Source organism: Bellilinea caldifistulae (assembly GCF_001306055.1).
Taxonomy (GTDB): domain Bacteria; phylum Chloroflexota; class Anaerolineae; order Anaerolineales; family Anaerolineaceae; genus Bellilinea; species Bellilinea caldifistulae.
Genome location: NZ_LGHJ01000019.1, coordinates 22250 through 46913, shown reverse-complemented (window position 1 = coordinate 46913; position 24664 = coordinate 22250). Strand labels below are relative to the sequence as shown.

The following is a 24664-nucleotide window of genomic DNA, read 5'->3' as shown; positions in this document are numbered from 1 at the left end:
AAAATCCTTAATCCATTTCCCAGACGGGTTCACCTGCCAGAATGCGCTGGATTTGATCGGGGAAGCGATCGGGATCGAGTGGTTTACCCAAAAAGCCGTCAAAGCCGGCTTTGCGGGCTTTGTTCATTTGCTCCAGACTGGCTTCAGCGGTGACGGCTACTACCGGAACATTCTTGAATCGCTCAGATTGGCGGATTTTGTTAAAAGCCGAATAGCCATCCTCATAAGGAAGGCGAATATCCATCAAAATCAGATCCAAACGGGGGAGCGTATCCGCAAATTCGACTACTTCATAACCGGAGGTTTTCCACTCGCAGTGAATCCCTAAAAATCCTAGCATGCGGGCAATCAACACGAAGTTGGACACATTATCTTCTACCACCAGAACCGTAACATCTTTGAGCAGGCTGCCAGTGGTACCGGCGGCCGGGGCTGGTTTTTGAGGATTTTGATTTGAGGTTGTGTTCATAGCTGCTTGACTCGATTACCGTTCAGAAATTGATTGACCTGATCAATGAAAGTGTCAATGTCAATGGGCTTTTCGATGTACCCGTCGCAACCCGCCCGCAAGGTACGTTCCTTGTCGCCGCGCATGACATTGGCGGTCAGGGCAATTACGGGCACATGGCTGGTTTGAGGAGCTGTCTTGATTTGCCGGGTGAGGGTGTAGCCGTCAATTTCCGGCATATTGATGTCCATCAGAATCAAATCCGGAATGCGAGTTTGAAGTAACTCCAAAGCTTGATGGGCGTTTTCGGCTTCCAAGACCAAAAAGCCCTCATGTTCCAGCAGACGCCGAACCAGCATTCGATTGTCAAAATTGTCTTCGATGTAAAGGATACTCTTTCCCGCGGTCATCAGATGAGGCACTCCTTGAAAAGTGAGGAAGCAGCGTTTGAGGAAATTATTTAGAAAAATCTCGGTTAAATTATAGTATTTTCTTGGGGCTGGCTCATCATCCCTTGCATTATTGTTAAGTTATTGAAAAATAAAACAAACCGACTGGTGCAAGGATCCTGCCAGTCGGTTGAAAATAAGTGTGCCTGTCTTAGAGCGGGTGATGGGACTCGAACCCACGACATTTTGCTTGGGAAGCAAACGTTCTACCACTGAACTACACCCGCATTGTGATTGGGATTATATGCAGTTGGGCGAAGAATGTCAAGCGCCGTAATGTTGCACTATGGTATAATTTTTGATTGATCTGTGAACAAATTTAACAAATCCTTTACGGATTAAGGAGACCAATTTGGCTTTCAATCCTTTCAACTGGCTGATGGGATTGTTTTCTCTGGATATTGGCATTGACCTTGGTACGGCCAATACATTGGTCAATGTTCGGGGTAAAGGAATCGTTATCAATGAACCATCCTGGGTGGCAATTGAGAAACGAACCCGCCGCCCGCTTGCCATTGGATTACAAGCGAAAGAGATGGTCGGACGCACACCGGCCAATGTGATTGCGGTGCGTCCGTTGCGAGATGGAGTCATTTCGGAGTTTGAGATTACCCAGGCGATGCTGGGCTATTTTATTGGAAAAGCCCATCAACAATCCGTTGTGCCGATGCCACGCCCGCGGGTTGTTGTGGGTATTCCTTCTGGCGCAACGGAAGTGGAAAAACGGGCTGTCTATGATGCGGCGATGTCTGCCGGAGCCCGAGAAACTTACCTGATTGAAGAACCTCGAGCTGCCGCACTAGGGGCGGGATTGCCCGTTGCTGAGGTTCAGGGAAGCATGGTTGTGGATATTGGCGGAGGTACAACCGAGGTGGCAATCATCTCGATGGGCGGGATTGTGGTTTCGCGCTCCCTGCGAGTAGCGGGTGATGAGATGGATCAGGATATCATCCAGTACATTCGTAACAAGTACAACCTGTTTATTGGGGAACGAATGGCGGAGCTGGTCAAAATGCAGATTGGTTCGGCTTACCCCTTACCCGAGGAAAAGACAATGAGCGTTCGCGGGCGGAATCTGGTCAGTGGATTGCCCGAAACACTGGAAATTTCCTCAGTAGAAATACGAGAAGCCATCGCCGGTTCGGTTCAGGTCATTGTGGATACCATCAAGGATGCGATTGACGAAGCGCCGCCAGAAATTGTGGCCGACTTGATTGAAACTGGGATTTGTCTGGCGGGCGGGGGTGCTCAATTGCAGGGACTGGTTGAACGACTATCTGATGAATTACATGTACGGGTATGGGTTGCAGAAGACCCAATGACCTGCGTTGCCCGTGGTGCGGGGATGATCCTTGAGGATCTGGATAAATATGCCGATTTTTTGGTTGGATTGGATCGTACAGGCAGCCGATAACCAACCCTGGTCGCTTGGCCGTTGTGTTAAAATGCTGGGCATATCATGAAAACAACCGGTTCTGGATTCTGGCAAACCGCAACCCTGTTGCTGGTAGGGGTGGGGATTGTCCTGTTTGCTTTGAGTGGTTTTTTGACCCCTCTGTTGGGGACTGTGCTCTCACCCTTGGTCAATGTGCAGGAATGGCTGGCGACCCGTTACATGGCAGTTTATGAATTTGTCACCGTTCCGCGCGATGTGGCAACCCTTCGAGCACGTAATCAACAATTGGAACAAGAAGTTACCAGCCTGCAGGCTCAAATCATCGAATTACAGCAACAATTGCGTGAAGCCCAGGTGTTGTATGCCCTGTTGGATTTTGCCCGATCCAATCCGCAGGGTGGACAGTATGTTGCAGCCGCTGTAATCGGTAAAGACCCCAATCCGTTCTTAAAATATGTGTTCATTGATCGCGGATCGGATGATGGATTAAGGCGTGGAATGCCGGTGATTACCAATCAGGGATTGGTTGGGCAAATTGATGCGGTCACCGCCACGGCTGCCAGAGTCAGGTTAATCACCGATCCTTCCTCAATTGTGAATGTGCGGATCGAGCCGCATCGTAGTGAGGCGCAACTGGTTGGATCGGTAACCGGCGATCTAACCGTTGAAATGGTATCGCAGGATGCACCGCTTCAACCCGGCGATCTGGTGCTAACCTCCGGTTTAGGAGGAACTTATCCAGCCGACTTGCTGATTGGACAGGTTATTTCGGTGCGTAAACAATCCAACGAGTTGTTTCAGTCCGCCTCAGTACAACCTGTGGTTGATTTTTCTACATTGCAGGCGGTTCTGGTAATTACCAATTTCCGGCCGGTTGATTTTTCTCCGTTGATCCCTACCAGCGTGCCTTGATTTGAGATGTTGATCTCTCTTTTGGGCATTCCCATTTTTACCCTTCTACTGATGCTGCAACTGGCAATTGTCAGCCGGTTACCGCTACTTCAGGGAACAGCGGATTTAATGCTGTTATTTGTCATCGCCTGGTCACTTCATGAACGGGTCAAACATGCGTGGCAATGGACCTTGATTGGTGGCACCCTGGTATCGCTGGTTTCTGCAACCCCCTTCTTTGTACCTTTAATAGCCTATCTGGTAGCCACCGCCATTGGAAGGCTTTTGCAGCGGCAAGTCTGGCAAACCCCTATTTTAGCCATGCTGCTGATGACCTTTGTTGCAACCATTCTTTATCACGGAATCACTTACCTTGCACTGTTTTTCAACGGGACAGCGCTCCCTATTCAGGAGAGTATCTCTCTGGTAACATTGCCCAGTACCCTGTTGAACTTGATTTTTGCCTTACCGATATTTGTGATTGTCAATGATCTGGCTCATTGGGTTTATCCGGTTGAGGTAATTTAATCTCCAAAATGAACGAAAATACTCCATCCCCCGCACCTCAATTTCTCAGCGGTTGGCGCTTGATCATGACCTACCTTGTTATAGGTGGGGTGATTGCGTTTTATTTGTTTCGCTTGTTCACGATTCAAATCCTGCAAAGTGAAGCCTACTTGATACGAGCGGAGGACAATCGTACCAATATTGTGCGGCTGCCAACCCAGCGCGGCTTGATTTTTGACCGCAACGGCACGGTGCTGGCGCGGAATATTGCTTCCTACAATGTGGTGATCATCCCGGCAAATCTTCCGACCGATGAGGGGGCTGTGCAGGAAGTTTACCGCCGGCTGTCTTCCCTTATCAATGTACCGGTCAATAACGGGGAAATTAACGAGGAAACTGTTCGTAACTTTACCCCCTGCTTCAATGATTTAGGAATTGCCCAAATTGTGTTCATCGGCGATTCGCTGGCGCCATTCAGCCCCGTTCGGGTTAAGTGTAACATTGACGAAACTACCGCTATGGTCATTCGTGAAAAGAGCGCCGATTTACCGGGCGTGGAGATCGAGATCGAACCCATTCGGGATTATCCAACAGGCGTGCTGACTTCAACGATTGTCGGTTTTTTGGGACCTATCCCGGCAATTGAGCAGGATTATTGGGAAAATCTTGGTTTTGTTGCCAATCGGGATAAGGTTGGCTACGCGGGTGTGGAAAACAGCCTGAATGATGTTTTGATGGGTAAAAACGGACGGCGAGTCGTGGAAGTGGATAATGCTGGAAAAATCATCCGTGATGTTGAACCACCCATCGAACCGGTGCCGGGTAATAATATCCACCTGACGATAGATGTGCGCCTGCAGGCGGCTGCGCGGGCGGCATTGTTGAATAACATGCAGTTTTACAATATCCGCGTTGGAGATCCGGACCGTTATACGCAAGGTGTGGTCATTGTGATGGATGTCCGTACCGGCGAGATACTGGCGCTGGTTTCTCACCCGACTTTTGAAAATAATCGGATGGCGCGTTTCATCCCGGCTTATTATTATGAACAATTAACGCGTGATCCCGCCCGCCCGCTTTTCAACCATGCCATTTCGGCGGAACATTCACCGGGTTCGGTTTATAAACTGGCAACAGCGATTGGGGCGCTCAACGAGGGGGTGGTAACGCCGGAGCAAGAAATCTTCGATCCGGGTGTGATTACATTGGAACAACGTTTTGCTCCCAATGACCCCCGCCCGCGGTTTGAGGAATATGTTTGTTACACCTATAAAACAACCGGCAAAGGTCACGACCAAGTAAATTTTGTAAAGGGTGTAGGTGTTTCCTGCAATGTGTATTTTTACAAGCTGGGTGGTGGTTATCAGAATGAGGTGCCAAATGGAGGCTTAGGGGTCTGGCGTCTTAAGGAATATGCGCAGGCACTGGGATATGGCCGAACTTTTGGCATTGAGCTACCCGGTGAGGCGGATGGATTGGTTCCAGACCCCACCTGGAAGCGGCGCACCGTGGGCGAGAACTGGGCAACCGGGGATACTTACCTGGCGGCGGTGGGAGAGGGATATGATCTGGCTACACCATTGCAAGTGCTGGTTTCAGCAGCCACGATTGCCAATAATGGTCGGATGATGAAACCGACCCTGATCAAAGAAATCACAAACAGCGAGGGAGAGGTTATTCGTCCTTTTGTTCCTCAGGTGATCTGGGACATCACCAAAGATCCGGTGATCAATATCTATGATGAAAATTTCTTCCAAACCGGTGAAAAGAAAACTGTACAGCCGTGGGTTTTGGAAGAAGTTCGAAAAGGTATGCGATATACAACAGTGGAAGGCACCGCATCTCTGATCTTTGCTGGAGCTACTTTTGAATCGGCCGGTAAGACCGGCACGGCTGAATATTGCGACAACGTTGCCCGAGAAAAGGGCTTGTGTCAACGCGGCAACTGGCCATCTCACGCCTGGTATGTGGGTTTTGCGCCATACAATAACCCCGAAATTGCGGTGGTTGCTTTCGTTTATAACGGCGGAGAAGGCGCGGTGCTGGCTGCCCCGGTTGTGAGACGAACGATGGAAGCCTACTTCGATTTGAAAAAGATTGATGAAGGCGAATAGACCCCCCAAAAGCGGCTGCTCTTTTCAGCCACATGGCTGGGCAGGCTTTGCTATAATGGATAGTTATGATTACCCGAACAACGAATCCAGACGAAAGACCCGGTTATAAAACCGGAAACGAGAAAGATACCGCAATCACCATCAAAGGAATCCGTGAGGGGTTGCTGGTAACTCTTGGCGAGGGTGATTGGGACACATTACAGGAACGTTTGTTGAAACAAATCGAGGAGAAAGGTACCTTCTTCCGCGGCGCCCGCCTGGCACTGGATGTAGGTAATCGCATTCTGCATGCTGCCCAAATGGGAGCCCTGCGAGACCGCCTTTCTGACCGCGAGATTTCTTTGTGGGCGGTTATCAGCCATTCACCGGTAACGGAGCAGACCGCGCAAGTTTTGGGATTGGCAACCCGCCTTTCGACTCCAAAACCAGAGCGGGTCGTGCGTCCGATGGATACGCAGTTACCGGGGGAGGATGCCATCTTGATTCAACGAACCCTGCGGTCTGGATTTCGGGTTTCGACACACGGGCACGTGGTGGTGATTGGCGATGTCAACCCCGGTGCGGAAATCATCGCGGACGGGAATGTGGTGGTTTGGGGAAGATTGCGCGGCACAGTCCACGCCGGCGCACAGGGAAACGAGCATTGCGTTGTGTGCGCGTTGGAAATGAGTCCAACTCAACTTCGCATAGCCAATCTTTTTTATGTGCCACCAATAAAAAAGAAAAATAAAGGTGCCGAAATTGCGCGAATTGTCAAAAATGAAATTATTACTGAAATTTGGAATACCAAAGTGAAATAGGGGAGGAGAATGGCAGCCAAAGTACTTACTGTAACTTCAGGAAAAGGTGGTGTTGGAAAAACAACCACCACAGCAAACATTGCCGTTGCTCTGGCAGCACTTTCTTATAAGGTCGTTTGCATTGATGCGGACATTGGACTGCGCAATCTGGATGTTGTTTTGGGTTTGGAAAACCGGATTGTATATGATGTGGTTGATGTGGTCGAAGGACGCTGCCGTTTGCGACAGGCCATGATCCGCGATAAACGCCTGCCCGAGTTGTATTTAATCCCTGCTGCCCAGACCCGAGATAAAAATGCCATTTCGCCAAGCGACATGGTTCGCTTGTGCGATGAATTGCGCAATGAAGTGGATTGGATTTTGATTGACTCGCCCGCCGGAATTGAACGCGGTTTTCGAAACGCTCTTGCGCCAGCTGATATGGTGCTGGTAGTCACCAATCCGGAAGTTTCGGCAGTTCGGGATGCCGACCGAATCATTGGCCTGATCGAAGCAGAAGAGAAAGGCCCGGCTCGCCTGATTCTGAATCGAGTCAATATGAATCTGGTCAAGCGCGGCGATATGCTCAATGCCGAAGATGTGCTTGAATTACTGGCGGTTGAATTAATTGGGATTGTGCCGGAAGATGAGGCAGTGGTTGTTTCTACCAATCGCGGGCAGCCGGTTGCGCTGGATGGGAAGAGCAAAGCGGGTCTGGCTTTTCAGAATATTGCCCGACGTCTCAACGGGGAGCAAGTACCATTCCTCAGCCTGGATGAAAAAGATGGCTTTTTTGCCCGGCTTAGCAGAATGTTCCGTTCAGGAGGTGCATGATTATGGCTGGCTGGTTGGAACAACTGCTGGGTAAGAAAGACAAAAGCGCCGAGCAAGCCAAGGAAAGGCTGAAACTGGTCTTGATTCATGACCGGACGGATTTAACCCCGCATCAATTAGAAGTGATGAAAAACGAATTGCTCGAAGTCATCTCGCGGCATGTTGCGATTGATCCCTCGGCGGTTAAAATTGATATGGCTCAGGATGGGCGTGAGCAACGGTTAATTGCCGATATTCCATTGAAACCTGCCAATGCCCGGCGGAGATAGTTTAAGAAAATAAATGTTACGGCGAGAAGTCTGGCGTCATTTTGATTACTGGTTGTTTGGGGCGGTATTAATCCTGTGTGTATTTGGGATTGTGATGATCCGCTCGGCGATTGCCGGTAATGAAGAACTGGCTGGTTCTGTTCAAAGCCAATCCATTTATGTGGCTTTGGGGATGGGGATCATCCTGATCACCGCCTCGATCAATTACCGAACCTGGTCTTCATTATCTCGTCTGATGTACATTTTTGGGGTGGTGATGTTGATTGGCATCAACATCATTGGGGAGGCTGCCTTTGGATCCACCCGTTGGTTTAGGGCGGGGATCATCAATATTCAACCCTCCGAGCTGGCAAAGATTATCATGATCATTGTGCTGGCAGATTATTTTTCCCGTACAGCCGATCAACCCAAAAATTTACTATGGATTGGCAAAAGTGCGCTAATGACTTTTGGAATGGTGGTGTGGATTTTATTGCAGCCGAACCTCAGCACCTCCATCGTCGTCATTGTGATCTGGTTTGCATTGATGTGGATTAGCGGTTTGCCGACTCGTTATATCATCATTTTTGGAATTCTCGGCGTAACCGTATTTGCTCTCTTAGTCGGTCTATTGGCGGCGGGAGTTGATGTACCTTTTATTGAACCTTATCAGGTCGACCGGATTGTCAATTTCCTTTTCCCCGATCCAAACGCCCGCCACGGTGAAACTTACAACATTGAACAAGCCCTCATCACGATTGGAAATGGAGGGGCGTTTGGCAAAGGATACGGGGCTGGCACCCAGGTCCAATTACGCTTTCTAAAAGTGCGCCATACGGACTTCATCTTTTCGGCAATGGCGGAAGAGTTCGGGTTTGTGGGAACAACCCTTGTGATCGGACTGTTGGTCTTCGTGGTCATCCGTTGCCTGCGGGTGGCACAAAAGGCAAGTGATGCTTTTGGTAGTTTAATTGCCTATGGAATTGCTATTTTGATTTTCTTTCAAATGGCGGTTAATATTGGGGTCAATTTAAATGTGCTGCCGGTTACCGGCCTGACCTTGCCGTTTATCAGTTATGGTGGAAGTTCGTTGATTTCATTGGTTCTGGGGATTGGGCTGGTGGAAAGCGTGGCTGCCCATAGCCAGACCTTAGATTTTTAGAGTTCACAAGGAGCATTATGGTCGAGTCGCTTTCACCTGTGCGTGTTCGTTTTGCCCCATCGCCGACCGGGCATTTACATATTGGCGGAGCGCGCACGGCGCTCTACAATTATTTGATCGCCCGGAAAACCGGCGGTCAATTTATTTTGCGAATTGAGGATACCGACCGAAAGCGTTATGTTGCCGGTGCTGAGGAGGAAATCATCCAGGGATTGCGCTGGTTGGGGCTGGAGTGGGATGAAGGCCCGGACAAGGGTGGCCCTTACGCACCTTACCGCCAATCCCAGAGAAAAGAAATTTACCAGCAATATGCCCAGCAGTTAATCGAAGAAGGAAAAGCTTACTACTGCTTTTGTTCACCTCAACGTTTGGAGGCCGTTCGACAGGAACAATTGAGCCGTAAGGAATCACCGCGTTATAACGGCACCTGCCGGCGGCTTGAACCGGGCGAAGCGAAAGCACGGGCAATGGCCGGCGAACCGTATGTGATTCGTTTCAAAACCCCGCAGGAGGGGACTACAACCGTGACCGATTTGCTGCGCGGAGAGATTACGGTTGAGAATAGGGTTTTGGATGATTACATTCTGGTCAAATCAGATGGGTTGGCTCTATACCATCTGGCGGCTGCGGTGGACGATCACCTGATGAAGATCACCCATGTGATTCGTGGTTCGGAATGGCTGCCTACCTTTCCTTTACATGGGCTGATTCACCGCGCTTTTGGCTGGCAGGAACCGGTTTGGGTTCACCTTTCGGTTTTCCTAAAGCCCAGCGGCAAGGGTAAAATGAGCAAACGCGAATCGGCTGAGTTGATTAAGGATGGTTACTCCATTTTCATCAAAGATCTGCAAGGCCTTGGTTATCTGCCGGAGGCGGTCGTCAATTGGATTGCGTTGATGGGATGGAGTTATGATGATCATACCGAGTTTTTCACCATGGCCGATTTGATCGAAAAATTCAGTTTGGAACGACTCAACCCCGCACCGGCGGCGATCAATTTTACCAAATTTGATCATTTCAACGGATTACATATCCGTCATTTGCCGATAGAAGAGCTGGCCAAACGGGTCAAGCCGTTTCTGGTTGAAAAAGGATACTCGGTTTCTGATGAAACCTTGCTCAAAGTCACCCCCTTGATCCAGGAACGCCTTCACACGCTGGATGAAGCTCCTGAAATAGCCGGTTTCTTTTTCGTTGAGGATGTTCAGCCAGTCCCCGAGGAATTGCTGGTGAAGGATTTATCCGTAAAGCAAAGTTATGAACTGGCAGAGAGGATATTGGCGATCCTCAAAGAATTACCCGATATGCAGGTATCCACCACTGAGCCTCCCATGCGTCAATTGGTGGAGGAAACCGGATTGAAACCAGCCCAGGTATTCGGCTTGATCCGCGTGGCTGTAACCGGCCAAAAAGTCAGTCCACCCTTGTTCGAGAGCATGGAAATCATTGGGAAGAACACCGTCATAAAAAGGATGGAAAAAGCGGTTGTACTTTTAAAACAGATGAAAGAACAAAGCCCTGCGTAAGCCTAGACAGCCATATGGAAAAGTGATAGAATGTGGCTCGTTAGATTTGGGGGCTCGTCCAACGGCAGGACAGCAGACTCTGGATCTGTTGATAGGGGTTCGAATCCTCTGCCCCCAGCCTGATGGCGAAAGCACCCTTTCGAGAGGGTGCTTTTCTCTAATCTGCAGGAGGTTTTCTAAATGACCGATCAATCCCAAGAATCCAGTAACTTCATTCTCGATGCAGTGAGGGAAGACCTCGAATCGGGAAGATTCAATTATGTACGCACCCGTTTTCCACCCGAACCGAACGGATATTTGCACATTGGACACGCCAAAGCCATTTGCATTGATTTTGAAACTGCTCAGGCGTTTGGTGGAACAACCAACCTGCGGTTTGATGATACAAATCCGGTCAAAGAAGATGTAGAGTACGTGGAAGCGATCAAAGAAGATATCCGCTGGTTGGGGTTTGATTGGGGTGATCGGGAATTTTACGCCTCGGATTATTTTGAGCAATTATACGAGTTTGCAGTTCAACTGATCAAGAAGGGGAAGGCCTATGTGTGCCATCTCAGCCCGGAGGAAATCCGAGAATACCGGGGTACTCTGACAGAACCTGGCCGGGAAAGCCCCTACCGCAATCGAACCGTTGAAGAAAATTTGGACCTCTTTGAACGAATGCGCAAAGGTGAATTTCCAGAGGGTGCGTGTGTATTACGGGCCAAAATTGATATGGCCTCTGGAAACATTAACATGCGCGATCCGGTCATGTACCGTATCATTCACGCAACGCATCACCGGACCGGTAATCAATGGTGTATTTACCCCATGTACGATTTTGCCCACGGACAATGCGATTCGATTGAAGGGATCACCCATTCTCTTTGTGATTTGGCGTATGAGGACCATCGGCCCCTGTATGAGTGGTTTATCCGTGAGTTGGGTATTTTCCCGAGTCGTCAAATTGAATTTGCGCGACTCAACCTGACCTATACCATTCTGAGCAAGCGATTTTTGAAACAACTGGTTGAAGAAGGGCATGTGCGCGGATGGGATGACCCTCGCATGCCGACCTTGCGAGGGATGCGCCGTCGGGGTTACACTCCCGAAGCCATTCGTAAATTTATTGGCATGGTGGGGGTTTCCAAAAAAGAGAGCGTGGTGGATGTAGCCCTGTTGGAAAGTGCGGTCAGGGATGACTTAAACTTGCGTGCCCCGCGGGTGATGGCTGTGATTGATCCGGTGAAGTTGATTATTGTCAATTATCCGGAAGGGCAGGTGGAAGAATTGGAAGCCATCAACAACCCGGAAGACCCCGCTGCTGGAACGCGCAAGGTACCTTTCAGCCGTGAGCTTTATATCGAAAGGGACGATTTTCGGGAAGAACCCCCGCCAAAATACTACCGTCTTGCTCCCGGCCGCGAGGTGCGATTACGCTGGGGTTACATCATCAAGTGCGTGGATTATGTCAAAGATCCGCAAACAGGTCTGGTGAGCGAAATCCACTGCACCTATGATCCGGAAACGCGCGGTGGTTACGCGCCGGATGGCCGAAAAGTTCAAGGCACCATCCATTGGGTATCAGCCTCACACGCGCTGGATGCCGAAGTACGCTGGTATGACCGCCTGTTCACCGTTCCCAACCCTAGCCAACCGGAAGAGGGCAAGACTTTTCTCGATTATCTGAATCCCGAGTCAATGAAGGTTATTTCCGGATGCAAAGTGGAAAAAAGCCTCGCTCAGGCAAAACCGGGCGACCGCTTCCAATTTGAACGCAAGGGTTTCTTTTGTGTTGACCCGGATACTAGCGATTCGCTTTTGGTTTTCAACCTGACGGTCACTTTGCGGGATACCTGGGCAAAAATTGAGCAGAAAATGAAGTAAAAACGGTTATGGTAAACGTAAAGAAGGCACCCGGTAATCAATCGGGTGCATTTTTATTATGAATTTCTTTGAAAAAATACAGTTTTGTGTACTAAATCAGTAAACATTATATAATCATTTTATTGGTGTTGGCATGGATGATGAACCCCTTTTTAAGTTCAATCGGTTTAAAGTCATTTGGATTGGCCGATTTTTCTGTGTGGTGATGCTATTATTGATGGGGGCTTTCTTTATCAATCAGGTCGAAATCTTTTTTCAGCAACCGGATTTAATCGAAAATAATTTTCCCTTGAATCTGGTATTTCAATTGGGGATGATTAGCGGTTATGTTGTGGCGCTCAAAAACGAAAAAGCCGGGTCAGTATTGATCGTAATTTTTTCGTTGATGTTTTTATGGACTTTGGGAATACCCAAGATGTTCTTGTTCTTTTTTGTGATTCTGATTTCACCGCTTTATTTTTTTGCCTATCATTGGTTTCGTGTTTCGAGAGGGGGATCAGCAGAATAAGCCAATGCTGCGGGTAGGGGGGCTTTTTGTGGGATGCGGACAAACAAGAAGAGAATCAACCAGGTCAATAGCCCAAACAAAGCCGATACCAGAAAAGTCAGACGATAGCTCACCCAATCGGCTAACCAGCCGCCCAACAGCGGCGCAAGGATTGCACTGGGGGCGATGAGTGTATTGGCCAAACCAACATAGGTCGGGCGTTCCTGTTCCGTCCCAAATTCAAGGCTGACGGCAATGCCAATTGTCCAGAAAACCGAACTTGCCATTCCGGCAAAAATCATAATGGCATAAAACCAGTTGTAATCCGGAGCAAGCCAGGCTGCGCCAGCAGCGATGACCGAACACAATGCTCCGATCATCAACACCGGCAATCGGCCTTTTCGATCTGCCAGCCAGCCAAACGCCATGTTGGAGACAACCTGAACGATAAACAGGATGCTGGTCATTACACCGGCAGCAACTTCTCCCATGCCGAGCACTTTGACCGCATAGACCGTATAGAAAGCGGCAGCCATGGTTGCAAATTGAAACAGAATTCGGCTGATGATAAACCAGCGGAAGGGGCGATCCTTGCGGATAATCACCAGGACTTTTTGCCAGAAAACCTTTTGATTATCCGGCTGCGAGTCTATTGGGTGATCGGGTTCGCGGCTGAGGGAAAGGAACACCCACGATACGACCATCATCCCACTGGCAAGCAGAAAACAAACCATAAAATTGGTTGGAAAATCAAGCCGTTCCAGTAGAAAGCCGGCCAGAATCGCCCCAATTCCACCTAAGAGGTTGGCTGCTGCTGATTGAGCGCCAAAGAAAGTAGCCCGCAGGTTGTAGGGGATGATTTTTCCGATGAAATTTTGCCAGGCATTTGCGGTCAATCCTCCGCCAACTCCTTGCCAGATGAGAAGCGAGAATGCAATGGTCAGCGTAAGCCGATTATCAATCGCCGGAGACCACCATGCCAGTAATGCCAGTCCTAAAAAAGGAAGACGCTCCTGCACCGTCATAAACAACACAAACGGTTTGAAACGTTTCATGCGGCTGACCCAGCGGGCAGTCAATAATTGCGGAAATTGCCAGCCTACGGCATGGATAGCGGGAACCAGACCGATCCAGGCGGCCGAATCGGTAAAGTTGGCGATAAAAAGAGGAATTACCGTGCTAAATGAGGCAAGACCCAGGGCAAATCCAAAAAATCCCCCATCGATCAGGTTGACAATGGTGTTGAACCGTAAACTCTTTTGGAGAAGATTTTCCTGTGCCATTGCATCCAATTTTCACAAAAAAACCCCGGAATCCCAGCCTTATCCGGGGTATTGCCCAAAGGAAATATCAAAATTAGAACTCTTCTTCGTCGTCGTCAATCCAATCTTCGTCTTCTTCTTCCAGTTCCTCTTCTAAATCTTCCCATTCTTCGATTTCTTCTTCGTCCCACTCATCCTCATGTTCACTCTCGGCGGTGGGAGAGTAGGTGAGGCAGCCCGAATCGGGGTCAATTTCTACGAGTGCAGCACTGCAATAACCATCGTCGAGGAAAGCGCAATCAATATAGTGGCAGCGGATTTTTGGCATTCGATCCTCCTGAGGAGCTAAGATTCATCGCCGCTCGGTTCAAACAGTCTCTTAACTGAATAAATAAACAAAATCAACATTGCGACTGCTGAAACCACACAGAACGGACAAATCGCTTTTATAACCGCAATTTCAAGGTACGTCAAGTAGGTTGAGTAAATAATGCCGATTAATGTGACACCGAACAGGATAAAATCGGCATATTGATGGACCAAACGGCTGCGCCGTTCCGCCCACAGCAACATGAGAATAAACCCATAGGCACCCAATCCCAGTATGGCGATGGGAATTCCAAAAATTTCCGAATAAATGCTGGTATTGACCGACCAGCAATCGCCAACTCCCTGAATACATAATGATTTATTGTTGCTTAACTTTAGAATTGTCAGGTAAATCGAGTCGAGTACGCCAACCCATGCCGTGAGCAATGCAATTCTTTTCCAAAGCCTCATTCAGGTTTCTCCAATACCGGTAATGGTTCATCATCCAGCAACCAAGCCTGAACAGTTTCTCCGGCAGGCAATGATTTTACACCCGCGGGGATAATCAGTAAAGCGTTTGCCTGAACCAGGGAGTACAAATTGCCAGATCCCTGATGCCCGGTAAGGCGAGCAACAAAACCATCTTGCGTTTTTTGGACAATGGCACGCAAGTAGCTTTCTCTTCCATCCGAAAGCACGGGATGCTCAAGGATGACCGGTAGGGTGGCGGGTGGGGTGGGTTCCAGTCCAGTAAGTTTTGCAATGACCGGGCGAACAAACACCAGAAAACCAACGAATGCAGAAACGGGATTGCCCGGCAGGCTGATAACCGGTATACCGGCAAATGAACCGTACGTCAGGGGTTTTCCGGGGCGCATATTGACTCGCCAGAGTTTGACCTGCCCGTGTTCTTCCAATACCTGACGAACAAAATCGAAAGCACCCACACTCACACCAGCAGAGGTCAGAATCAGGTCGGTATTGGCGTTTTTGGCCTTCTCGAACAAATCCACTACGGCTTGATACTGATCCCTGGCAACCCCCAGACGGATGACTTCGGCGCCTTCACGCTGGGCCAGCAGCCCCAGTGAATAACTGTTGGCATCAAATATTTTACCGGGTTGGGGAGGAATACCGGGAGACAGCAATTCATCACCGCTGGAAAAGAGGGCAATTCTTGGCTTTCGGACGACGGGTATTCGGTCAAGTCCGAGTGTTGCCAGCATGCCAATATCTTGGGGCTGGAGTTTTCTGCCTTTGATGAGTAATTTCTGGCCTTTTTGAACATCCTGACCGCGTGGACGGACATTTTCTCCCGGCTTGGGAAAGCGGTAAAAAGTCACTTCGGTGGGAAGCGGTGCGGAACCGTCACGGTACGGATAACTGGTGTCTTCGACAGGTAATACGGCATCTGCTCCTTCCGGTAGGGGGGCGCCGGTCATAATGCGAGCGGTTTCACCTTTTCCAAGCCGGAGGTTGGTTTGTACGCCTGCGGGAATATCGCCTACCACAGGCAGGGTAAAATTTCCTCTCAAACCGGCACGGATATCTTTTGAGGCACAGACTGCAAAGCCATCTACACTCGAATTGGAAAACAACGGCAGGTCGAAGGGCGAGTGGATATCTTCAGCCAGTGTACGGAAAAGCGCTTCGGATATTTCGATCTCTTCTGGTGGCAGTGACGAGAATTCAGAGAGGATTTGTGAAAGCGCTTGATTAACCGATATTAAATCCGTCATGGGATCGTCCTCGTCTTTAACCCGGATTGGTGCGATGGGCTTCCAGAACGTTCGGAAGGTTCTCGATCCGGGTCAGAACCCGGCTGAGTTGATTGATATCACTGACTTCAACCACCATGTGAATCGATGCCAGATTATGGGTGACTTTCAAGTCAATATCGAGTAAATTCACCTCTTCGTTACTGATAATCATCGAAATGTCGTTCATTAGCCCCTGACGGTCATAAGCTTTTACCAGTACATGAACCGGATAAGTTTGATGGGGTTCACCCCATGTCACTTTGACAATCCGTTCGCGTTCTTTCAAACGCAGTACATTCGGGCAGTCCTGACGATGAATCGTCGCGCCGCGTCCGCGAGTAATGTAGCCGACAATTTCATCACCGGGGGCCGGATTACAACAACGAGCAAAGGTGGTCAATAAGCCTTTCAACCCAAGGACGGTAACACCATTTCCGGGAGGTTTACTTTCCTTAGGTTGGTGCAAGGTAAAAATGAAGGGATCTTTCTTGGCATTATCATCGCTGATACGGTTAATCACCCTGCCCAGGCCAATGTCCCCGCATCCGATGGCAACATACAAATCATCCGCGTTCTTAAAGTCAAAATCCTGTGCCAGCTTTTCAACATCCACATCGGTAATCCCAAGGCGGCGCAATTCTTTCTCGAACATGGCTTTACCCTGGGTCAGGTTTTGTTCGCGGTCTTGCTTTTTGAACCACGCCCGGATTTTCGATCTGGCACGCTGGGTTTTCACCAATCCTAATGAGGGGTTGAGCCAGTCGCGACTGGGACCGCCCTGTTTGGCGGTCAGGATTTCGACTTGATCACCGGTTTTGAGGGTGTAATCTAAGGTAACCAATTTGCCGTTTACTTTAGCCCCCCGACAACGGTTGCCAATTTCGGTATGGACATGGTAGGCAAAATCAATGGGGGTCGAGCCGGCCGGTAAATCAATGATATCTCCGCGGGGAGTAAAGACATACACGCGATCCTGGAAGACGTCACTTTTCATGCCTTCCACAAATTCCTGGGCATCTTCAATTTCCTGACGCCATTCCATTAACTTTCGCAACCAGTTGATGCGTTGTTCGTAAAGTTCATCTTTTGGCCCGCGTTCTTTGTAACGCCAGTGTGCAGCGATACCGTATTCGGCGTTCTGGTGCATTTCCATCGTGCGGATTTGCACTTCCAGCGGTTTACCGTCATCGTAAATAACGGCAGTATGGAGCGATTGATAAAAATTGTCCTTGGGTGCTGCGATATAGTCGTCAAATTCCTGCGGGATGGGACGCCAATGGGTATGAATGACCCCCAGCGCTGCGTAGCAGGAAGGGATATCTTTAACAATGCAACGCACTGCACGCAGGTCGCGTACCATTTCAAAGGTTTTTCCCTTTTCAACCATCTTTTTGTAGATGGAATAAATGTGTTTTGGGCGGCCGCTGATTTCAGCCTTAATCCCGTTTTCCCGGAGGATGGTTTGCATTCGTTGGATAATTTGCTGAATCTGACGCTCGCGATCCTGACGCCGTTCTGCCAGATTTTCGGCAATTTCGCGGTATTTTTCCGGGTTGACATAGCGAAACGCCAGGTCTTCCAGTTCCCACTTGATCTGCCAGATACCGAGGCGGTTAGCGAGGGGCGCGAAGATATCCAGCGTTTGCTGGGCAATGCGTTTGCGCTTTTCTTCCGGCATGTAACCCAGCGTGCGCATATTATGCAGGCGGTCAGCCAGTTTAATCAAGACCACCCGGATGTCGTCTCCCATTGCCAGAAAGACTTTACGCAGGGTTTCATTGGTCATGTCCTTGCGCCGGCTGCGTGTAGTCGTTTCAACCGGTTCGGGGAGCAGGTCTTCATCGGCGATTGCACTACCGCCATGCTGATCACCGCGGGAGACTCGTGGGAGATTGGTTAATTTGGTCACCCCGTCAACCAATCTGGCAACTTCGTCGCCAAATTCTTTACGGATATCATCGAGGGTTACTATGGTGTCTTCAACCGTATCATGAAGTAAACCAGCGATGACGACTGCCGGGGGTACCTGCATTTCAGCCAGAATGGCGGCAACTGCCAGACAGTGACTCACATAGGGTTCACCGGAGGCGCGTTTTTGCCCCTGGTGAGCGGCTTCGGCAAAGCGATAAGCACGCATCACCATCTCCCGGTCAACCACCGAGTAATTTTGCGGCAGAATTTCCATCAGGCTGTCAATTTTCATGCTGCGCCCGTTTTCACTGGTTATTTATGGTTGTAAGTATACCTTTTCCCGCCCGACTTTCAAGGTGTGAAATAAGAAAAGTTTAAACCTTGATCTTCACTGGGGAATGACCGTTGTTGTGGTGGGTGACGATTTCCGCCAGTTGTTGGAGATTTAATTCGGTGAGGCTTTTTAAAATCAGGTTTGCCTCTGATAAATCTAACCTTATACTGATAGGGTTGGGAATTGCAATGCAAAAAAGACCTGCCTGCCGGGCAGCTTTTATTCCGTTGGGTGAATCTTCCAGGGCGATTGCCTGGGCAGGCTCTACCTGAAGCATCTGGATGGCTTTCAAGTAGAGGTCAGGAGCAGGTTTGACCGTCTGGACATCCTCTTTTGTTAGTATAAATCGAAAGTATGAACATAAATCCAGCCGTTCGAGATGACCCTGGACCCAAGCGCGTGGTGAACTGGAGGCAACGGCTAGAACCATACCAGCACTTTTGGCTTCTTCCAGCAAATGGACTACTCCCGGTAATGGCTGCAATTGATTTGCTTTTTGAATGGAGCGTCGCTTTTGCTCTGTCCAGAGGGTATGATTATCAGTGGTAATACCGGTACGTTGATAAAGAATTCCGGCGGCATCAAATGCCGCTGCAGAGGTCCCCAGACAGGCAACCCATTCTTCAAATTTGAGTTCTGCCCCAAATTCTCGAAACATTTCCTGCCATGTTTCAAATTCGGGGCTTTCGGTATCCATTATCAGACCGTCAAAGTCAAAGATCAAGGCGCTAATCGGCGAAATCATAATGAGTATCCAGAAACATCTATAAGAAAATTTACACTCTGAATACCAGCAGAGTGCGCTGCCAATGATACCATAAGGTACGGCTTATTTCAGCATTTCCTGCCCGGCAAACTGACGTTGTGGTGAAAGGATTTGAAGGATGACCTCGTCATCCGGCTCGGTTTCGTTCAGCACCAAACGCGCCAGCAGTTCTCCCACACCTGGCCCGAGCATGAAGCCCTGTCCGCACATTCCGACTGCCAGCAGGAAGTTGCGCGGATTTTGGGCATAACCGATTATTGGAAACCCATCGGGGGTCATGGGGTAAAGACCCCGCCATGTGCGGCGGACACGGATATGTTTCAGGCGCGGCATCACTTCGATCATGCGACGTGATACCATTGGCAGAAATTGACTGGTTTCCTCAGTATCCGTTCCCCAGATATTGGGTGAAGGGGTGATGCAAAACACAATTTGCCCGGTAAGGTGCTGGTAAAAATAAAAATTGGAGGAGCCTGGTGCCGGCCGGATATCCACAATCATCGGGTTGAGAAATCGGGTAACGGGTTCGGTGATCGCTGCTTCATGTGAGTCGGGAAAAACGGGCAGGTCAAGTCCGGCAAGTTCTCCAATTTGCCTGGCATGCCCGCCTGCTGCGTTGATGACGATATCCGCCGTGTATGTGGCGTGGTCGGTATGAACAGCTTGAATTTCCCCGTTTTTCAATGTAAATTTCTGGACTGTTTCATTGAAATGAAACTCGGCACCCAGGCGACGGGCATGACGGTAAAAAGCGTGAACCGCCAACATGGGTGAAGCGCTGCCATCTTCTGGGGAGTAGGTGCCGCCGATCAGATTATTTGGATTCAAATCGGGAACCACTTCCAACAATTGTTTTTTATCCAACCAGTGGATATTCAGGCCAAAAGAATGCTGTTTAACCAACAATTCTTTGAGGATTTTTTCCTCGCGTTCCCGATAAGCCACAAATACATAACCGCCGGGATACCATTCAATATCATCCCCGTAGGTATCTTTCCAGGTTGAAAAGATCTCTATGCTGCGTAAGCCAAGGCGGATTTTGGCGGGGTCAGAATGGGTTGCGCGTATACCACCGATGGCGCGTTTATTTGATTCCTGGCCTGGGCTGGCAGCCCGGTCAATCACCAGCGTCTTAATCCCATTAAGGGCGAGAAAGAAGGCTGCCGGCGTGCCAATTGATCCGGCCCCGATGATGATGACCTCATAATGACTGTGATTGGATTCAGGCATGGTGATCTTCCTCATCCTCCATTGAAATACCTGCAAAAGCTCCAAGCGGAACTTCAACGAAAAGCGGCCGTCGGGTATTTTCGGTCACCTGATCCAATGGAATGCCCTCTTCGCGGAAAAGGCGCAGGATGATATTGCCGCAGGTTTTGGAGCCGCAAGCTCCCATACCGGCACGTGATAGCGCTTTGATTTCATTGATATCCCGATAGCCTTGCCGGATCAGTTCACGGATTTCTCCGGCGGTTACATGCTCGCAACGGCATACGATGGTTTCGTTTTTAATTGCTTCAATATCGTGATCAAGGGGGCGCGTCAATTCAGGCGGCTGGAGGCGTATGCCGGCGATGCGGGTAGCGATTGCACGAGGTGCCTGAACTCGTACAATTAAGGTTCGGTCATTGTCAGGAATAGCATGGATGCCGACCAACGGCACATCACCTAGATCTGCTCCATCGATATCAATGACGGTCACAGTTTCCTTGCCTTCTAAGCTCTCCCGTGGAAATTCGTAAGGAATTGAAACAATCGGGTTTTGGGGGTCTTTTCGGCTGTTTACCAAGGTAACAGCAAGACCAGGACAACCTGCCACGCATTTTCCGCAACCTTTGCAATTGTAGTTACCTCCAATAAAGTGCGGAACACCGCGAATATCCTCGCTTTCAATCACGATCAATTCCAGTGGACACAAGGTTGTGCAGGGGTTGCACGGGATTTCCTGCTGACAATGAATCACCGGTAAAATCCCACCATCTAATTCGGGTAACTGCTCCGAGTAAATTTTACCGGGTTTGGATTTGAGGATTTCGCCGGTTTGGTACCAATCTGGAGGAATTTCAACCTCGGGATGTCCAAGGTGACGGACAATTTCCAGCCCTTTTATTTTGCCGGAAAAAATGGCAGCAGACGCTTCGGCGATTTCCTCAGCATCACCGGCAACAAAGGCGGGCAGGTTGTATTTGAGCGCTTTTTGATAGAATTCGTTTACTGGATCCAGACCGACCGCAATCAGCACACAATCGCACTCAAAATGTTGTTCCGTGCCTGGAATGGGTTTAAAATTTTCGTTAATCTGAGCAATGGTCACCGATTCAACCCGATCTTTCCCGTTGGCGCTTACTATTGTGTGGGAAGTGTAGATCGGCACCCCCATGCGCACCAGTTTATCTTTGTGGACTTTGTAACCCCCACATTCTGGTAAGGCTTCGACCAGTCCAACGACCTCAATGCCTGCCTGCAAAGCGTGATAGCCGGCAATTAAGCCGACGTTGCCGCCGCCCACGATAAATAATCGGTCACATGGTTTGACCAGATCCCGGTTTACCAGGGTTTGGAAAGCCCCGGCGCCAATGACGCCTGGCAATCCATTTCCATCGAATGCAAGAAATTTCTCCCTGGCGCCGCAGGCAACCAGCAAAACTTGCGGCTGAACCAATACATACTCGTGGTTATTTTTTAGAATACCCACTTTTTGATCTTCGAATACGGCCAGGGCAGTGCTGTTCAACCAGATGTCTATGGAGGGAAATGATCTGACTTCTTGTTCAAGACGGGTAGCAATGTCAATTCCCCGAGTTCCGGCGAAAACCGCCTCGCTGGAACCAAAGAAACGGTGGGTTTGCAAAACCAGTTTTCCTCCAAGCCGATGTTTATCGTCCACCAGCAAAACCGAAACGCCATGCTTCCCTAATTCAATGGCAGCCGAAAGACCAGCCGGCCCTCCTCCAATGATTAAGACCGGATATTGCAGGGTTTTGATCTCCTTCATGGGGGGAAGAAGGTCATCCTTTGGTAAAGCCGGCAGACCGTTTGCGGGATAAACATGTATCCCTTCTTTGACCAATTCCATGCAGGATTTGACCGGTTTACCATCAGCAATGACCATGCACTGGGCACATTGCCCGTTCGCACAAAAAATTCCCAGAGGCGATTCGTCTCTGGGATGATGTCCGAATACATGGATGTTGTTCGCAATCAGGGCTGATGCAATGGTTTCACCAACGTGTGCCACCAGGGGTTGATCCTGCCAGAAAAAAGTAAGGGTTGGTTTTTCGATTGCCGGCAGGATGGGGTGCTTTTGAATTCGCCGTGAAGACATGGATAGTCCTTTTCTGTGGTTCAGGATTTGCCTGCCACTACCGTACTGATTGTAGCAAACCCATACTCGCCTTTCTACTGAAATATTGCCGCTTTTTTGCTCACGAGTGTCACCTGTTCTTTGCATAGAGGATGATGGAATGCCACAATTCCAAAGGCGGCAGTATCTCAAAACTGTGTTAAAATCGTACAGACAGCTATCATTGGAGAGTAGTATTTTCGGAGGGTATGATCATGCGTAGAATTGCTGTGTTAACCAGCGGGGGGGACGCACCCGGTATGAATGCGGCTATTCGGGCTGTAGTCCGAACGGCAGCGATTCGCGGATGGGAAGTTTACGGTGTGCGCAACGGCTATGAAGGCTTGATTGATGGTAAAATTTTTCCTCTGGGCGCCAGAGATGTGGGGGGAATTTTACAGCGGGGCGGTACAATTCTGGGCAGTGCCCGTTCGCCAGAATTCAAGACTGAGGCCGGACAATTAAAGGCGATTCGTTCATTGAATCAATTTGGGATTGAGGGTTTGGTGGTGATCGGTGGGAACGGTTCTCAAACCGGTTCACTGGCGCTACACCGACATGGTTTTCCGGTAGTGGGGGTGGCTTCGACGATTGATAATGATCTCTATGGTTCGGACATCACCATCGGGGTGGATACGGCATTGAATATTGCCCTGGAGGCCATTGACCGCTTGAAAATTACGGCATCTTCTCACCAACGCGCTTTTTTGGTGGAAGTGATGGGGCGGGATTGTGGCTATCTGGCTTTGATGGCATCCATTGCCGGCGGTGCAGAAGCGGTGGTCATACCTGAGGTTGAGGTTGACCCCGAGGAAATTGCTCAACGACTGGTACGCGCCTATGAGCGCGGTAAAGCCCACGCTATTGTGGTAGTTGCTGAAGGCGCTCAGTACAATGCTACCAAGCTTGGTTCGTATTTTGAAAAGCACCGCGAGCGCCTGGGTTTCGATCTACGAGTTACCATCTTGGGGCATGTTCAACGTGGAGGCGACCCCGGCGCGTATGATCGGATTCTGGCAAGCCGGCTTGGGGCCGGAGCCGTTGAGGCCCTTGAAAGAGGTGAATACGGCGTGCTGGTCGGTATGATCAAAAGTCAGGTGAGCACAACCCCGCTGGAGGAAGTGGTCAGCAACAAAAAACAAATTGACCTGAAATTATTCGAACTGGCAAAGATGCTGGATTAGCGGTTTAGCGTTTCCAGCGTAAATAAGCCTCAATGAAGCCGTCCAATTCGCCATCCAGGACGGCTTGTGTGTTGCCGGTTTCGTAATCGGTGCGGTGATCTTTGACCAATTGATAAGGATGCAGGACATAAGAACGTATCTGGCTACCCCACTCGGCTTTTTGATATTCACCACGCAGGGCTTCCAATTCTTTTTCCTGCTGTTCCTGTTTTAATGCTGCCAGGCGAGCTCTCAGAACGCGAAATGCATTTTCGCGATTCTGGGTTTGGGAACGTTCGTTCTGACACGTCACAATGATACCGGTGGGCAGGTGCAAAAGGCGCACTGCCGTGGCGTTCTTCTGGACATTTTGGCCACCAGCCCCCGATGATTTAAAAATGTCAATCCGGACGTCTTCCGGGTTGATGACAATTTCATCATCATCTTCAATTTCTGGCAGGACCTCCACCAGCGCAAAGGAGGTGTGACGACGATGGGCTGCATCAAAGGGAGAAAGCCGCACGAGCCGATGAACTCCTTTTTCGGATTTCAAGTAGCCGTAGGCATATTTTCCATTGACGGCAATGGTAACGCTTTTGATGCCGGCTTCTTCCCCTTCGGTCATGTCCAGGATTTCGGTCTCGTAACCGGAACGCTCCGCCCAGCGAAGATACATGCGTTGGAGCATGGCCGCCCAATCCTGTGAATCCGTTCCACCCGCGCCAGCATGGATTGCAAGCAGGGCATTCCCCTGATCATAAGGCCCGGAGAGCAGGGTGCTTAATTCCTTTTGTTCAAGGATTTTTTGCAGATCTTCCACCTCTTGTTCGATTTCCGGCAACAGGCTTTCATCTTCCATTTGTGCCAGATCGAGCAAATCGGTGATTCTTTTTTGAAGTTTTTCCCACTCGTGGACTTCTTCCCGCAAAGCGGAAAGTTTTTTCATCAGTTGTTGGGCACGAACCGGGTCATCCCACAAGGTTGGATCTTCGGCTTGTTTTTCGAGGAATTCGAGTTCTGACTTCTTTCTGGCGAAGTCAAAGATGCTCCATTAGATCATGGATTTGACGGGAATATTCCGTCAGTTGATCAATTAATTCCTGCATACT

General features: G+C 49.5%; 23 protein-coding genes and 2 tRNA genes. 13 read left to right on the top strand and 12 right to left on the bottom strand.

Annotation, left to right across the window (positions count from 1 at the left end):
- Positions 1-7 precede the first annotated feature (7 nt).
- The 3 genes from AC812_RS13560 to AC812_RS13550 all read right to left on the bottom strand — a co-directional run bounded on the left by AC812_RS13560 (position 8) and on the right by AC812_RS13550 (position 1124).
- Positions 8-469, bottom strand: coding sequence for a response regulator (locus tag AC812_RS13560; protein ID WP_061917368.1), 462 nt, complete (start codon positions 467-469; stop codon positions 8-10).
- A complete protein-coding gene (locus tag AC812_RS13555) occupies positions 466-858 on the bottom strand; it encodes a response regulator (protein ID WP_061917365.1) in 393 nt (130 codons plus the stop codon). The genes AC812_RS13560 and AC812_RS13555 overlap by 4 nt, the downstream gene beginning before the upstream one ends.
- A 194-nt stretch (positions 859-1052) precedes the next feature.
- Positions 1053-1124 (bottom strand) — tRNA-Gly (locus tag AC812_RS13550).
- A gap of 125 nt (positions 1125-1249) precedes the next feature.
- Here AC812_RS13550 and mreB point away from each other — a divergent pair.
- The 12 genes from mreB (at position 1250) to AC812_RS13490 (ending at position 12728) form a co-directional block, all read left to right on the top strand.
- The gene (gene mreB / locus AC812_RS13545; RefSeq protein ID WP_114676111.1) at positions 1250-2311 is read left to right on the top strand and encodes a rod shape-determining protein; all 1062 of its coding nucleotides are present in this window, start codon (positions 1250-1252) and stop codon (positions 2309-2311) included.
- Between the two features lie 45 nt (positions 2312-2356).
- Entirely contained in the window at positions 2357-3205 is an 849-nt protein-coding gene (gene mreC / locus AC812_RS13540) for a rod shape-determining protein MreC (RefSeq protein WP_061917362.1), read from the top strand.
- A gap of 6 nt (positions 3206-3211) precedes the next feature.
- Entirely contained in the window at positions 3212-3712 is a 501-nt protein-coding gene (locus AC812_RS13535) for a rod shape-determining protein MreD (protein ID WP_061917359.1), read from the top strand.
- An 8-nt stretch (positions 3713-3720) separates the two neighbouring features.
- Positions 3721-5805, top strand: a complete 2085-nt coding sequence (gene mrdA, locus AC812_RS13530) for a penicillin-binding protein 2 (RefSeq protein WP_061917354.1) — start codon at positions 3721-3723, stop codon at positions 5803-5805.
- A 65-nt stretch (positions 5806-5870) separates the two neighbouring features.
- Positions 5871-6605, top strand: a complete 735-nt coding sequence (minC, locus tag AC812_RS13525) for a septum site-determining protein MinC (protein WP_061917351.1) — start codon at positions 5871-5873, stop codon at positions 6603-6605.
- A 9-nt stretch (positions 6606-6614) separates the two neighbouring features.
- Positions 6615-7418, top strand: coding sequence for a septum site-determining protein MinD (gene minD / locus AC812_RS13520; RefSeq protein ID WP_061917348.1), 804 nt, complete (start codon positions 6615-6617; stop codon positions 7416-7418).
- Between the two features lie 2 nt (positions 7419-7420).
- Positions 7421-7687: a cell division topological specificity factor MinE gene (minE, locus tag AC812_RS13515; RefSeq protein ID WP_061917345.1), complete on the top strand. Its 267-nt coding sequence runs from the start codon at positions 7421-7423 to the stop codon at positions 7685-7687.
- 13 nt (positions 7688-7700) lie between these two features.
- Positions 7701-8828, top strand: coding sequence for an FtsW/RodA/SpoVE family cell cycle protein (locus tag AC812_RS13510; RefSeq protein WP_061917342.1), 1128 nt, complete (start codon positions 7701-7703; stop codon positions 8826-8828).
- 17 nt (positions 8829-8845) lie between these two features.
- Positions 8846-10354 (top strand): glutamate--tRNA ligase, encoded by a 1509-nt coding sequence (gene gltX, locus AC812_RS13505; RefSeq protein WP_061917339.1) that lies wholly within the window; start codon positions 8846-8848, stop codon positions 10352-10354.
- 47 nt (positions 10355-10401) lie between these two features.
- Positions 10402-10472, top strand: a tRNA-Gln gene (locus AC812_RS13500).
- Positions 10473-10534: 62 nt separating this feature from the next.
- Complete coding sequence (locus AC812_RS13495; protein WP_061917336.1) at positions 10535-12220, top strand: glutamine--tRNA ligase/YqeY domain fusion protein; 1686 nt, start codon at positions 10535-10537, stop codon at positions 12218-12220.
- 133 nt (positions 12221-12353) lie between these two features.
- Positions 12354-12728, top strand: coding sequence for a hypothetical protein (locus AC812_RS13490; protein WP_061917333.1), 375 nt, complete (start codon positions 12354-12356; stop codon positions 12726-12728).
- On the opposite strand, the gene AC812_RS13485 is transcribed toward AC812_RS13490, so the two are convergent.
- The 8 genes from AC812_RS13485 to AC812_RS13450 form a co-directional block, all read right to left on the bottom strand.
- Positions 12689-13990 (bottom strand): MFS transporter, encoded by a 1302-nt coding sequence (locus AC812_RS13485; RefSeq protein WP_061917330.1) that lies wholly within the window; start codon positions 13988-13990, stop codon positions 12689-12691. The genes AC812_RS13490 and AC812_RS13485 overlap by 40 nt on opposite strands.
- 73 nt (positions 13991-14063) lie before the next feature.
- Positions 14064-14297, bottom strand: coding sequence for a hypothetical protein (locus AC812_RS18020; protein WP_061917327.1), 234 nt, complete (start codon positions 14295-14297; stop codon positions 14064-14066).
- A gap of 17 nt (positions 14298-14314) precedes the next feature.
- Positions 14315-14749, bottom strand: a complete 435-nt coding sequence (locus AC812_RS13475; RefSeq protein WP_061917324.1) for a vitamin K epoxide reductase family protein — start codon at positions 14747-14749, stop codon at positions 14315-14317.
- Complete coding sequence (locus AC812_RS13470) at positions 14746-16017, bottom strand: molybdopterin molybdotransferase MoeA (protein ID WP_061917321.1); 1272 nt, start codon at positions 16015-16017, stop codon at positions 14746-14748. Before AC812_RS13470 ends, AC812_RS13475 begins: the two co-directional genes overlap by 4 nt.
- Before the next feature lie 16 nt (positions 16018-16033).
- The gene (locus AC812_RS13465; protein ID WP_061917318.1) at positions 16034-18241 is read right to left on the bottom strand and encodes a RelA/SpoT family protein; all 2208 of its coding nucleotides are present in this window, start codon (positions 18239-18241) and stop codon (positions 16034-16036) included.
- A gap of 82 nt (positions 18242-18323) precedes the next feature.
- Positions 18324-19028 carry an HAD family hydrolase gene (locus AC812_RS13460; RefSeq protein WP_061917314.1) on the bottom strand — a complete coding sequence of 235 codons (705 nt, stop codon included), beginning with the start codon at positions 19026-19028 and terminating at the stop codon, positions 18324-18326.
- An 84-nt stretch (positions 19029-19112) separates the two neighbouring features.
- The gene (locus AC812_RS13455) at positions 19113-20279 is read right to left on the bottom strand and encodes an NAD(P)/FAD-dependent oxidoreductase (protein ID WP_061917311.1); all 1167 of its coding nucleotides are present in this window, start codon (positions 20277-20279) and stop codon (positions 19113-19115) included.
- Positions 20272-22374 (bottom strand): FAD-dependent oxidoreductase, encoded by a 2103-nt coding sequence (locus AC812_RS13450; protein ID WP_061917308.1) that lies wholly within the window; start codon positions 22372-22374, stop codon positions 20272-20274. The genes AC812_RS13455 and AC812_RS13450 overlap by 8 nt, the downstream gene beginning before the upstream one ends.
- A gap of 233 nt (positions 22375-22607) precedes the next feature.
- Between AC812_RS13450 and pfkA the strand changes: the two genes are divergently transcribed.
- The gene (gene pfkA / locus AC812_RS13445) at positions 22608-23576 is read left to right on the top strand and encodes a 6-phosphofructokinase (protein WP_061917932.1); all 969 of its coding nucleotides are present in this window, start codon (positions 22608-22610) and stop codon (positions 23574-23576) included.
- A 4-nt stretch (positions 23577-23580) separates the two neighbouring features.
- Here pfkA and prfB read toward each other — a convergent pair.
- Positions 23581-24661 (bottom strand): peptide chain release factor 2 gene (gene prfB, locus AC812_RS13440; protein ID WP_236839264.1). Its coding sequence is split into 2 segments (ribosomal slippage): positions 23581-24594 and positions 24596-24661, totalling 1080 coding nucleotides; the frame shifts between segments, so codons are not numbered across the junction.
- Between the last annotated feature and the right edge of the window lie 3 nt (positions 24662-24664).